General features: G+C 32.0%; 17 protein-coding genes. 7 read left to right on the top strand and 10 right to left on the bottom strand.

The genetic code is table 11. From position 1 onward, the window contains the following. Positions 1-132: 132 nt before the first annotated feature. Positions 133-339 carry a hypothetical protein gene (locus tag BG20_RS01945; protein ID WP_010190136.1) on the bottom strand — a complete coding sequence of 69 codons (207 nt, stop codon included), beginning with the start codon at positions 337-339 and terminating at the stop codon, positions 133-135. 212 nt (positions 340-551) lie between these two features. Here BG20_RS01945 and BG20_RS01940 point away from each other — a divergent pair, with 212 nt between their 5' ends. From BG20_RS01940 to BG20_RS13745, 3 genes are all read left to right on the top strand, one after another. Beyond that, positions 552-1,643: a sodium-dependent bicarbonate transport family permease gene (locus BG20_RS01940; protein ID WP_010190135.1), complete on the top strand. Its 1,092-nt coding sequence runs from the start codon at positions 552-554 to the stop codon at positions 1,641-1,643. After that, positions 1,640-1,945 carry a P-II family nitrogen regulator gene (locus BG20_RS01935; protein WP_010190133.1) on the top strand — a complete coding sequence of 102 codons (306 nt, stop codon included), beginning with the start codon at positions 1,640-1,642 and terminating at the stop codon, positions 1,943-1,945. Before BG20_RS01940 ends, BG20_RS01935 begins: the two co-directional genes overlap by 4 nt. A gap of 117 nt (positions 1,946-2,062) precedes the next feature. Beyond that, positions 2,063-2,194 carry a hypothetical protein gene (locus BG20_RS13745; protein WP_256359082.1) on the top strand — a complete coding sequence of 44 codons (132 nt, stop codon included), beginning with the start codon at positions 2,063-2,065 and terminating at the stop codon, positions 2,192-2,194. Between the two features lies 1 nt (position 2,195). On the opposite strand, the gene BG20_RS01930 is transcribed toward BG20_RS13745, so the two are convergent. From BG20_RS01930 to BG20_RS01920, 3 genes are read right to left on the bottom strand one after another with little or no spacing between them, the layout of a single operon-like run. Continuing rightward, the gene (locus tag BG20_RS01930) at positions 2,196-2,444 is read right to left on the bottom strand and encodes a hypothetical protein (RefSeq protein WP_010190131.1); all 249 of its coding nucleotides are present in this window, start codon (positions 2,442-2,444) and stop codon (positions 2,196-2,198) included. A gap of 41 nt (positions 2,445-2,485) precedes the next feature. Continuing rightward, a complete protein-coding gene (aspS, locus tag BG20_RS01925) occupies positions 2,486-3,772 on the bottom strand; it encodes an aspartate--tRNA(Asn) ligase (protein ID WP_010190129.1) in 1,287 nt (428 codons plus the stop codon). A 5-nt stretch (positions 3,773-3,777) separates the two neighbouring features. Beyond that, on the bottom strand, positions 3,778-4,293 hold the full coding sequence (locus BG20_RS01920) for a transcription elongation factor NusA (protein WP_010190127.1): 516 nt from the start codon (positions 4,291-4,293) through the stop codon (positions 3,778-3,780). A 197-nt stretch (positions 4,294-4,490) separates the two neighbouring features. On the opposite strand from BG20_RS01920, the gene BG20_RS01915 reads away from it, so the two are divergent. Continuing rightward, a complete protein-coding gene (locus BG20_RS01915) occupies positions 4,491-5,423 on the top strand; it encodes an ABC transporter ATP-binding protein (RefSeq protein ID WP_010190125.1) in 933 nt (310 codons plus the stop codon). A gap of 1 nt (position 5,424) precedes the next feature. Here BG20_RS01915 and BG20_RS01910 read toward each other — a convergent pair whose 3' ends face one another. After that, the gene (locus tag BG20_RS01910) at positions 5,425-5,724 is read right to left on the bottom strand and encodes a hypothetical protein (protein WP_010190123.1); all 300 of its coding nucleotides are present in this window, start codon (positions 5,722-5,724) and stop codon (positions 5,425-5,427) included. An 81-nt stretch (positions 5,725-5,805) separates the two neighbouring features. Next, a complete protein-coding gene (locus tag BG20_RS01905; RefSeq protein ID WP_007401884.1) occupies positions 5,806-6,186 on the bottom strand; it encodes a DUF6659 family protein in 381 nt (126 codons plus the stop codon). Between the two features lie 101 nt (positions 6,187-6,287). On the opposite strand from BG20_RS01905, the gene BG20_RS01900 reads away from it, so the two are divergent. Continuing rightward, positions 6,288-6,920 (top strand): DedA family protein, encoded by a 633-nt coding sequence (locus BG20_RS01900; protein WP_048096982.1) that lies wholly within the window; start codon positions 6,288-6,290, stop codon positions 6,918-6,920. A gap of 2 nt (positions 6,921-6,922) precedes the next feature. On the opposite strand, the gene BG20_RS01895 is transcribed toward BG20_RS01900, so the two are convergent. From BG20_RS01895 to BG20_RS01885, 4 genes are all read right to left on the bottom strand, one after another. Beyond that, on the bottom strand, positions 6,923-7,483 hold the full coding sequence (locus BG20_RS01895; RefSeq protein WP_010190117.1) for a DNA-3-methyladenine glycosylase: 561 nt from the start codon (positions 7,481-7,483) through the stop codon (positions 6,923-6,925). Continuing rightward, the gene (locus BG20_RS01890; RefSeq protein ID WP_010190116.1) at positions 7,467-8,060 is read right to left on the bottom strand and encodes a uracil-DNA glycosylase; all 594 of its coding nucleotides are present in this window, start codon (positions 8,058-8,060) and stop codon (positions 7,467-7,469) included. Before BG20_RS01890 ends, BG20_RS01895 begins: the two co-directional genes overlap by 17 nt. Before the next feature lie 137 nt (positions 8,061-8,197). After that, positions 8,198-8,338, bottom strand: coding sequence for a hypothetical protein (locus BG20_RS12600; RefSeq protein WP_193353000.1), 141 nt, complete (start codon positions 8,336-8,338; stop codon positions 8,198-8,200). A gap of 69 nt (positions 8,339-8,407) precedes the next feature. Next, positions 8,408-10,228: a sensor histidine kinase gene (locus tag BG20_RS01885; protein WP_238527447.1), complete on the bottom strand. Its 1,821-nt coding sequence runs from the start codon at positions 10,226-10,228 to the stop codon at positions 8,408-8,410. A 125-nt stretch (positions 10,229-10,353) separates the two neighbouring features. Between BG20_RS01885 and BG20_RS01880 the strand changes: the two genes are divergently transcribed. Beyond that, positions 10,354-10,713: an Hpt domain-containing protein gene (locus tag BG20_RS01880; RefSeq protein WP_010190112.1), complete on the top strand. Its 360-nt coding sequence runs from the start codon at positions 10,354-10,356 to the stop codon at positions 10,711-10,713. A 38-nt stretch (positions 10,714-10,751) separates the two neighbouring features. Then, a complete protein-coding gene (locus tag BG20_RS01875; RefSeq protein WP_010190110.1) occupies positions 10,752-11,114 on the top strand; it encodes a response regulator in 363 nt (120 codons plus the stop codon). Positions 11,115-11,124 lie beyond the last annotated feature (10 nt).

Here is an 11,124-nt window from a genome sequence, read left to right as displayed (position 1 = left end):
TTTCAATTACTAAATAGTTTTATTTTTTTGTGTTTCTCTGAAATCTTAAAAAAGACATATGTGCTAATTTAAACATATATTCAAAATAATCATAATCTGTAAAAAAATTATTGGTTAAAAAATTTATTTTAATTATGGTTGTTTTTCATTTGATTCGTTTTCTCCAGATTCTCCTGGTTCTGAAACTCCCATTTTTTCCTGAAGACCTACAACTTTTTCAGTTTGTTCCTCATATGGTAATTCTGTTTTTGCATCGCCTAACATTGCTTTTACACTCACAACTCCAATTGCAACAACTACCAAAGCAATTGCAATTCCGATGAATATTTTTTTGTTCATATGTGTTCATTTGCCTCTGCATATAATATCGTGACTTCGATTCTTATTTGCTGAGAATGCTTGTTTATTTAGAAAATTCGAACCTTCCAAAAATTATGATTCTGTTTTTAGTTTTCCAAAATTTATTTGATAAATTATATCTGTTTTGGAGTATTTTGTGTTTACGTGTATTTTGATTTTTATGGGAGGGAAAATGCAAATTATTAATTCAAATGGATATTCTAGGGGTAATTCAAGCAAATATTCTAACCCCCGTGGTTCTGTTTTTTCTTTTGGGAATTGTAGCAGCTAGAATTAAATCTGATTTGAAAATGCCTGATGCAATTTCTGAATTTCTACCAATCTATCTACTTGCAGCAATAGGTCTGCATGGTGGATTGGAAATGAGAAATACTGGATTTGCTAATATGTTAATTCCAATGCTTACTGCGATTGGTCTTTCGCTAATATTCACACTTAATCATTATCAGATATTAAGACGTCTTGGAAAATTCAATATTTTTGATTCGTATGCACTTGCATCAACTTATGGTGCAGTTGGTGCAGTTACTTTTTCTGTAGGTTTATCATTTTTAAAAAATCAAGGTCTAACATCTGAAGGATATCTTACAGCGGTTTTGGCTGTGTTGGAACCTGTTAGCTTTATTCTTGCAATCTTTCTTACAAATTTGGCAGTATCTAAACAACTTAAATCAAAAAAACAATCCCTTCCAAATGATTATGATAACGATGAAAAAATTCTTGGAATGATGGGACAAAGTAAAACAAAACTATCTGAGGTATTACGCGAATCTATTACTGGAAAAGCCATAATAATTTTACTTGGAAGTATTGTAATTGGTTATGCTATTGGAGATAATGGATTTAATTCCATTAGTATAGTGTTTGATGATCTATTTACTGGCGCTATTGCGATATTTCTTTTGGAGATGGGGATAATTGCAGGACAAAGGTTGGATGATATTAAAAAAGTAGGTGTGTTTTTGGTGATATTCTCAATACTAATTCCAACATTTAATGGAATTATCGGTGTGTTTATTGCAACTGCATTAGGATTAAGTTTGGGTGGTTCAGTGATGTTTGGATTGCTTATGGCTAGTGCTTCTTTTATCGCAGCGCCTGCAGTTTTACGACATGCAATTCCCCAAGCAAAACCAAGTTTGTATATTACTTCTGCATTGGGAATTACTTTTCCGTATAACATCATAATCTTATTGCCAATAATGTTTTCAATTTCTACAATTACTCACAATCTAGATGTACCGATAAACTTATTCAACTATTTTGGAATTAATTTGATATGAAACTATTTGATGTTAAGCTATTGACTATAACATGTGAGATTCTTGCTCAAAAAGCTGTTTTAGAAATATTATACAAACACGGAATTACAGGATACACCATTTATGAGGTAGATGGAAATGGCTCAAAAGGGATTAGAGGTAAAGGATTAAAAAATGAAAAAAACATCAAAATTGAAATTGTTTCTACTGAAGAAAAATTAAAAGATATATCTGAAGAACTTGCGCGTTCTTTGTTTTCTGATTTTGCAATCATCTTGTATTTGTCAGATGTTCAAGTCATTAGATCTGAAAAATTCATTTAAATCCAAATTACTCTGTTGTATTTTCGATTTATTTTGTATTCTTTTCTCATATTGGCGCTTAACTGATCTTTGATGTAAATTCCCAATTTTTATAAATTGTATTTTTTAACCTAATGTATGGTTGTTTGCTGTATTTGTAAATTAAGTCCTGGCACCTTGAAAATTACTGACGGTAATCCAAAATACAAAGGAAAGCCAATTTGTAAAGAATGCGAAGGTTATAGAAAGCTATTCAAAGAAACCAAATAGGTTATTTGGATTCTTTTCCTTTATTTTTATTTGCCCAGTCTTCATACATCTTGATTAATTCATCTACGTCTTTTCCGTCTTCAGAATATGTAACTATGACTCCAAAAGTTCCTTTAGTGTCATGACCTCTTGCAAAATACCCCCAAAAGGAATCTGGCAATTTTTGAAAGCTGTTTGAATCATGTGATACCCCAATTAGATTATTTCCTATTACCTCTACTACTTTTTTTGCATCTGCTTGATCTATCATGATATATTGTAATTTCTTTCACAATAAAAATCTGAATTAGTTTATGGGCTTAATCTATCTGGATCTCTTGGATATAGAACCACCTCTCTTACATTATCTATTCCAATAAGTGTGGTCATTAGTCTATCCAACCCCATTCCCCAGCCCGAGTGTGGAGGCATACCCCAATCAAATGTCTGAAGGTGATCTGCAAATTGAGCAGGATCTAATCCTTGTTCTTTCAATCTTGATTTTAGTGTCTCTGGATTATGAAGTCTTGTTCCCCCAGATGATAACTCTAGATATCCATATTGAAGATCAAACGAACGTGATAGTTTTGAGTCTTCATCTTTTTCTCTAATGTAAAATGGTTTTAATTTCATTGGCCAGTCTGTTAGAAAATAAAATCCTGGATGGTTCTTTCCAATTATTCTCAAATGTGAATCAAGCAAGTCATCTCCAAACTCTACTTTCTCTCCAACTTTTTTCAACTCTTCAATTACTTGTGTGTATGTGATTCTTTCAAAAGGAGATTTTGGAATCTCAATTGTATGACCAATATTCTCTTGTTCTTTTTTGCAATTCACTGATACGAATTTGTAGACTCCCATTACTAGTGATTCTAAAATATTCATAACATCATTGTAGTCCATGAATGCAGCTTCTATGTCTATGCTTGTAAATTCACTTAGATGACGACCAGTATGTGAATTCTCTGCCCTATAAAAATTTGAAATCTCATAAACTCTTTCCAGTCCTATTGTCATCTGCTCTTTGTATAACTGTGGACTTTGAGCAAGATATGCTGTCTTTCCAAAATAGTCTAATGAAAATAAATTTGCTCCTCCTTCGCTTGCACTTCCAATTATTTTTGGTGTTGTAATTTCTATGAATTTTTTTTCAGCCAATGTCTTGCGTAGTATCTCTAGCACATGATGTCGTAATTTGAAAATCGATGCAGTTTTTTGGTTCCTCATATCTAATGCACGATGATTTAGTCTTGTGTCTATGTTACTCTCTAGTCTTCCAATTGGATCAACAGGTAATGGGTGAATTGCTTTTGCTAATACGTCAATCTCTTCAGCTTTTATCTCAAAATCAAAATCTCTGGCTTTAGTTTCTTGTACGATTCCTCTTACACTAATTACACTTTGACGGTTTAGTTCTTCTAAATTATCATTCAATTCACCTTTTACTATTATTTGTGATATCCCTGAAACATCACGTAATGTGATAAATGTCATCTTTCCTAATTTTCGAAGATCTTCAACCCATCCTCCTAAAACTACTTCTTTTCCAATCGTGCCTGAGTTTAATTCAGATATATCATGTGTCTTGACAAATACCACTTTTCTTACCTTCTTTTTTCCTCAAATTCAATCTCAATGTCAAGGTTTCGGGCATTTTTAACAATTTGAATTATTTTATTAGTATCAATGGGGAATCTTGGTGTCCATTTACCAGATACCACTGCCTTTGTCTTTTGAACTCCACCTGGTGCCCATACAGAATTAATTGATAGTATTTTTGTTGGAAAGAATAAATCCTCTATGAATTTTTTATCATTTTTATCATCCTCTACTAGCCAAATTTTTCCGTGAAATTGTTCTTGAAGTAATCTGTAAAGTACCCTACTTTGTCTAATTATCATAATGTCATTTTTTGCCAAAGTCAATACGAAATTTCCATTAAATTCCTTACACGAATAAAGCGAAAACTGATCAATAATCTGATTTGATTTTGCTAAACGCGCAAGTATGATCGATGCATCAACATCCGCCTTGGTAATTATTCCTGATTCCACATTACTCTCACACTTTGGACAAAGTACAGTGTTTTTTGCATCAAAGTTACATATTGGCAGTTTCATTTTAATCGATTTTTTAGATTCTGTAAAAGTTGTTTATATCCCTTAGTGTGATGTTGTCCATGACTAATTGTTGATCGATGTAAAGTTATTTTGACTATTTTCGATCTTAGTAATTATGACGATTACTTTTTTTTGGTTTTAATTTCATACAAAATCTCTTATCAAAATAGAAATTCTAGTTTGTTTTTATCTTAATCATGGTCTTGACTGTAAACGGATTAACTGCAAAATATTACACATCAAAGGGAGACGTATATGCCGTAGATGATGTAAACTTTGATTTGAAAAGCGGTGAATCTCTGGGGATTGCAGGAGAGAGCGCATGTGGTAAAAGCACTTTGGGTCTTTCTATTATGAGGATGCTTTTAGGTGGTAAGGCAAAAGGCGATGTCATTTTTGATGGTGATTCAATTTTGGATCTTTCTGAATCTGTCTTTACTGAAGAATTTAGATGGAAAAAAATATCGATGATATTTCAAGGTGCTATGAATTCTCTAGACCCCGTATTTACAATAAAAGAACAGTTTATTGAAATTTTAAAACAACATGGCTATGATAAAAATTATGACGATGTAATTACAGATGCCATGCATTCTGTCAGTTTAGACGATGTTGTTTTAAAAAAATATCCTCACGAACTAAGTGGTGGAATGAAACAACGAGTTGTAATTGCTATGGCATTATTACTTAGGCCAAAATTTGTTATTGCTGATGAACCTACAACTGCACTTGATGTGTTAATTCAAGCTCAAATAATTAATCTATTAAAAAAACTCAAAAAAGATGGCATGTCAATTATGTTAATCACTCATGACCTTGCAGTATTATCTGAAATAGCTGACAAAATAGGAATCATGTATGGTGGACATATGGTTGAGTTCGGTTCTTCATATGATATTTATAAAAATCCAAAACATCCCTACACTCAGGGACTTTTAGAATCCATTCCAAGACTATCTGGAGATGCACCCAAATACATCAAAGGTACTCCCCCAAGTCTTTTAGATCCTCCAACACAATGTCGTTTTATCGATAGGTGTCCACATGCAATTGAAAAATGTAAAACGGTTCCACCTAAATTTAAAACTGAAACTGGTTATGTTCGATGTTGGCTATATGATGAATCGTGATTTATTTTTTCTTTGATTTGATATACTCATCTTCAATTTTTTCTAGATATACATCTTGAATTTTAATTATTTCTCGTTCAACTGAGTTACCGCATATTGTCTTTGCATATTTTATCAAGTCTTCTTTTACTCCCTTTTCTTTAAGCTCTTCAATTCTCTGATAAGATTCCTGTTGAAATTTCATGGCATCTCTTAGCTCTGCACTAAGTTCTTCAATCTTCATTACCTGATATTCTTTTGATTTGTAATCTCGATTGTTTATTTTTTCAATTAATTCCTGGATCTCCTCCAAATCTTCCATGTTTTTCTCAGAATAATTGTTCTAAAAAAAGTTAGGGTTGGTATTTAAAATAAATTAAATCTTATATTTCAAAATCAATGCTTATGCTTTGGCATATTTTTTTACAATTGGCAAACATGAATCAATAATTCTTAACATTTCTGAGCGAATTACTTTTTTATCAATTGATATCCAAACACGAACTTTTTTAATCCCAAATGATATTGTTTGAACTTTTTTCCTTTCTTCCCAAACAAATTCTATCTCTCCAAGACTCTCATCAAAGAATTCCTCAAGATCTGTCTTTATGGCAATATGTGAAAATTGATGTTGAGTATGTTTTGCATTCAAAAGTGGTTTTAGTTCTGGTCTTCTTTTGTATGCCAAGAGTTCACCGCCCTTTCCAACTATGCCTACAAATCTGATATAGGGACTAATTCCAGATATTTCATCGCAAATTTTTGGATATTCCTTCTTTATCATCAATGTTGTTTTAGAAAGATGATATTTTAATGATTGTGTAATTGTTCTTTTTCAAAAGTTCATTCGATTTTAATAAATAATCCCTACTTGGTGGTTTAACTGTGGATTTTTCTGCTCTGTTCCCATTTTCTCCTGAAGTGGGATACTTGGGCTTGGCACTTCTGAACTTTTTTGGCTCTTTAATTCCGTTTATCCCATTGCCTGGATTTCTTTTACTCGCATCCATGTCAGTAGGGGACGAATTCAATCTACATGTCTTGGTTTTAATTTCTGCAGTTACTGCCACTGTTGCAAAACAAATTATCTTTTACGCAAGTTATCAAGGGCGTCGCATTATGAATGAAAAAACTAGAAAAAGAATGCGCCCTTTTGAAAGATTGGTAAAAAGATATGGTGCAGCAGCTGCATTTGTTGCAGCAGCTACTCCAATTCCTGACGATTTGATATATGTCCCATTAGGATTATCCAAATACAATCCAAAAAGATTTTTTATTGCAACTCTTTCTGGAAAAATTGTTCTAAGTTATGTTATCGTTTTAATCTCTCATAGTCTTGGGCTTTCTTTGATAGAGCCATATCTTAAAGATGTACACGACATGTCTACAATCTATATCGGAATTGTTGTATTTGCTGTTATGATGACTGCTGCAATTGTTTTAGTTTTGAGACTTGATTGGACAAGAATCTTGAGTAGATTTGCACCGTGGACATTAGATGAAAACAATGAAAAATAATATTATTTTATTGATATTTTAAAATTCCATAACTTATCAGTTGCTTCTTTTATTCCAACTCTGGGACTGGCAATTATTTTACCTGTTTTGATTCCATCTGTTATGAATAGTTTTGAATCTTGTGTCAAGTCAATTCCGTATTGTTCTTTTGTAATTCCAAATGCTTGTGTTAGTTTGGCAGGACCATCTGTAAGTCTTTTTTTATCATTTACTCCTCTATTTTTTTCCATGATGTCTATTCCTTTTTCAGGCTGAATAGCACGAATTAGAACTGCACCTGCTGCAAATTTTGAATTTCTTGCTACTACATTAAAACAATAATGCATTCCATATGTGAAATAGACATATGCCCTTCCAACTTCTCCAAACATTACTTTGTTTCTTTCTGTAATTTTTCTAAATGCGTGACTTGCAGGATCATCTTTGTGTCTATATGCTTCAGTCTCTATTATGATTCCTGAAATTTCTTTGTTATCTATCTTTCTTACTAGTTTTTTGCCTAGAATACTTTTTGCCACAGTTACAGTATCTTGTGAATAAAACGTTCTAGGAAGTATAGTCAATATCTACTGGAATTTTTCTGCCGTTTTTTAACTCTCTGATCAAATCAAATAATTTGATAATGTCTTTTTTTAGTACTGTGATTAATTCTTGATTGTAAATTGTAGCTGCTGGATGCACTGTCAAAAAATAGAACTCTTTGTCTTTTTTTACAATTTTACCTCTATACTTTGTAATTTCTGAACCCCCTAAAATTGAATTAAATGCGGTGTTTCCTAAAATACATATTATTTTTGGTTTTATTATGGATATTTCTTTTTGAAGATAATCATGACACATGTCTCGTTCCATTACAGTTGGAACTCTATTGTTTGGCGGTCTACATTTTACAACATTTGTAATGTAAATTGATTCTCTTGACACTCCTGCACTCTCCAATGCAGCTGACAGTCTCTGTCCTGCAATTCCAACAAATGGCTCTCCTTTCTTATCTTCATTTCTACCCGGTGCTTCCCCAACAAAAATCACATCTGATTGAAAATTTCCCTTACCTGGAACTGAATTTGTTCTTGTCTTTGATAAATCACATTTTGTACATGCAATCACTTTTTGCCTAATTGCTTCAACTTCCACATTCATATTTTTTTATTTCATTGCTATTATTTGATGCTTGCATACATTGAGTTAATTTTTTGTTTAATTGTATTTGGTGATTATCGTATAGAATCAAAACTTACAATTTAAAATCCCGACTCGTAATTTTTCAAAATTATGCATTAATGACTAGATATTGCAGGCATGGTAAAGTAGTATTCATCTTCAAAACTGTCGTCATTGGCTCCTTTTTTACGTAGGAATTCAAAGTATGCTGTACAGTTTGCATAAAACTCTGTATTTTTGGTGTTTTGATGATTCATGCCTGTTATTACAAAAAATCCATTTTTTTTAGGAGAGTGAGTGATTTTAGTTCAGAAAGTTTGTTTTCTTTAAGTAATCCCTATTGGGGATTTTTTTGACTCTGATTTTTTAGGTAATGTAAAAGTAAACACCGTTTCCTGACCTGGAATACTCTTACAGAAAATTCCCCCTCCATGCGTATCGATAATTCCTTTGCATATTGCTAGTCCTAATCCACTTCCGCTTTTCTCTCTTGTCAGAGTAGTGTCTACTTGATAAAATTTCTTGAAAAGATTTTCTTGCTTGTCTGCTGGTATTCCAATACCGTTATCCTTGACACTAACCTGCACTGTTTGTGGATAATCTATCATCGTAATATCTATGACTCCTTTTTCTGGTTCCACTGCAATCATGCTGTTTTTAATTAGATTTGATAGCACTTGTTTTATTCTATCTTCGTCGTATTCTGTATGAACATCTTTTAGGTTTGAAATAAATTTTATATTATTTTTTTGCGCTTGTGGGGTAAATGATTCAATTACTTCTGTAATTGTTTTTTTGATATTGTTTGTCTCCATTTTCATTCTTAATTGGCCTAATTCTAGTTTTTGGGCATCTAGCAAATCTGATATTAATGCTAGTAATGTCTCTGAGCTCGATTTGATTATGTTTATTCTTTCTTTTTGTTTGTCTGTTAATTTTCCCAAATGTTCGCTAAGTAAAATATCTGAGTATCCTTGAATGGGGACTAGAGGTGTTTTTAATTCATGTGTGATCATTGCAAGAAACTCATCTTTTGCAATATCTGTTTTCTTTGCCAGTTCTTCTTTTTCTAAAATGGTGTTTGACATTACGTTAAATGTCTGAACCAAATTTCCAATCTCATCTGATTTCTCATATTCAATTTTTCTTCCATAAGCACCCTCTTTAATTTCCGTTAATGCATTTGTGATTAATCCTAAAGGCAAAAGTGACTGTCTAATTACAAACAGAACTAAAAAGAATATTACAATATCCACTACTAGTAATATTTGAACAATTAATTGTTCTTGACTTCCTTTTTTTGATAACTCAAAATTCCATGAATTCAATAAATTATCAATGTCTCCAAACAAAATTTCTTTTTGTAGATTCATTTCATTTTTTGCTGAATTAAAATCTGGAGATAACAGGGCTCTTTCTTCAAGAATTTCTATTTTTGGTCTTAATGATTCCCAAAGTGGATCCAGTTTCCTTAATGCGTCTGAATTTTCTCTTGGAATTTCAATTAAATCTTCATTTTTCTGCTCTATGCTTTTTAAATCTAAATCATTTGTTGATATTCCTAACAGCTTTCGTAAACCTACTTCAAATTTCATTTTTTCAATTTTTATTTTATCTTGAGCGTTTTCTTCTTCACCAATTGAAATTAATAATGTTAACTGCCCGATCTCTTTTGCAGAATTTTCTAAATCATTAGCAATTTCTTTATGTCTGTTATAATCCCTGTCCAAATTTGATAACTCACTTGATAATGAATTTGTCAGTAAGATCAGTTCACCGTTTTTTTGTAGTACATAATTCATTGCACTCGTTGCCTCTTTGTCAAACACTGATGTTTTTTTGGCATTCAATGCTTTTTCTTTATAATCATTCCACGATATTACTAATTTGTTATATTCTGTAGTTATTGATGGTGGAATTTTTTGAATTGGTTTATTATTTATCATTCCTCCATTTTTAATTCCTGCAATAGTTACATCCACATGTTCAATGTCTTTGTATATTTTCTCTTCATCGTCTACATTTCCATTTGCAATTGATACTGCCAATCCAGATATTGCTTCTGTTTGAACTTTAAGATCACCTGTTTTGATTATTGTATATGATTGGGTGTTACCTGAATGTTCTGCCTCATAAAGTAAAGTCAAATTTATGATTGCAGCAACGATTAGGATTAGGACCAACACGTAAGTTTTACTGATAATCTTCACATTACTTCAAACTCAACATAGAGTATAAAAATAATGGGTGAATTCTCTTAGAGTGATTAGCAATGTCTGATGAATTTCTTAAAATCGCCACAGATGAAATTAATGAAGAAATTTCACAAATTATAACAATTGTAGATACATGTCATAATGGAACTGAACTTTGTCAAAATGCAGGTGAGATACAAAAATCCACACATAAGATCAAGGGATTGGCACCAATGATGGGAAAAGAGGAACTTGGCAGTCTCTCTGCTTTACTTGATTCGATCTTTAAAAAAATACAAAGTGTTTCAATCACAGATGAGATGTTTTCTTCACTTGTATCTGCAGTGAATGAAATGAAAAATTCAATGACCCAAACTGACTATGACTTGGATGAAATTAAACAAAAAGTGTCTAAAATTTCTTCTAGTCTTACTTGATGTATATTTTTAATTAGTCGTAACATGGTTGTGATCTAATGGCAAATATCATGATTGCAGATGACTCTGACGCCATACGCCTAGTTCTTACAGATATCTTACTAATTGATGAGCATACTATAGTGGGAGAAGCAAGAGATGGTGCAGAAGCTGTAGAATTATTTTCACAGCTTACTCCTGATTTATTGCTTTTAGATTTGGCAATGCCTAAAAAAGATGGTCTTACAGTTGTAAAAGAGATTATCGCAAAATATCCTACCGCTAAAATAATACTAATTACTGCTAGTGATGATCAAAAAATAATTCAGAATGTGCTGAGTTGTGGAGCTTCATCTTATATCTCAAAGCCTTTTGATTTTACAAATGTCTTGAAAACCATCTCAGATATTTTGGCAAAGTAATTTAGGGTCT

The sequence above is a fragment of the Candidatus Nitrosarchaeum limnium BG20 genome, assembly GCF_000241145.1.
Classification (GTDB): domain Archaea; phylum Thermoproteota; class Nitrososphaeria; order Nitrososphaerales; family Nitrosopumilaceae; genus Nitrosarchaeum; species Nitrosarchaeum limnae.
Note: the sequence above shows the minus strand (reverse complement) of the source record. Positions and strands in the feature narration are given on the sequence as shown.

Coding starts and splice junctions, on each gene's coding strand:
- BG20_RS01875 (WP_010190110.1), top strand. CDS start 10,752: ATGGCAAATATCATGATTGCAGATGACTCTGACGCCATACGCCTAGTT.
- BG20_RS01940 (WP_010190135.1), top strand. CDS start 552: ATGGATATTCTAGGGGTAATTCAAGCAAATATTCTAACCCCCGTGGTT.
- BG20_RS01905 (WP_007401884.1), bottom strand. CDS start 6,186: ATGATAAAGAAGGAATATCCAAAAATTTGCGATGAAATATCTGGAATT.
- BG20_RS01880 (WP_010190112.1), top strand. CDS start 10,354: ATGTCTGATGAATTTCTTAAAATCGCCACAGATGAAATTAATGAAGAA.
- BG20_RS13745 (WP_256359082.1), top strand. CDS start 2,063: ATGGTTGTTTGCTGTATTTGTAAATTAAGTCCTGGCACCTTGAAAATT.
- BG20_RS01945 (WP_010190136.1), bottom strand. CDS start 339: ATGAACAAAAAAATATTCATCGGAATTGCAATTGCTTTGGTAGTTGTT.
- BG20_RS01890 (WP_010190116.1), bottom strand. CDS start 8,060: ATGAATGTGGAAGTTGAAGCAATTAGGCAAAAAGTGATTGCATGTACA.
- BG20_RS01920 (WP_010190127.1), bottom strand. CDS start 4,293: ATGAAACTGCCAATATGTAACTTTGATGCAAAAAACACTGTACTTTGT.
- BG20_RS01915 (WP_010190125.1), top strand. CDS start 4,491: ATGGTCTTGACTGTAAACGGATTAACTGCAAAATATTACACATCAAAG.
- BG20_RS01935 (WP_010190133.1), top strand. CDS start 1,640: ATGAAACTATTTGATGTTAAGCTATTGACTATAACATGTGAGATTCTT.
- BG20_RS12600 (WP_193353000.1), bottom strand. CDS start 8,338: ATGAATCATCAAAACACCAAAAATACAGAGTTTTATGCAAACTGTACA.
- BG20_RS01910 (WP_010190123.1), bottom strand. CDS start 5,724: ATGGAAGATTTGGAGGAGATCCAGGAATTAATTGAAAAAATAAACAAT.
- BG20_RS01930 (WP_010190131.1), bottom strand. CDS start 2,444: ATGATAGATCAAGCAGATGCAAAAAAAGTAGTAGAGGTAATAGGAAAT.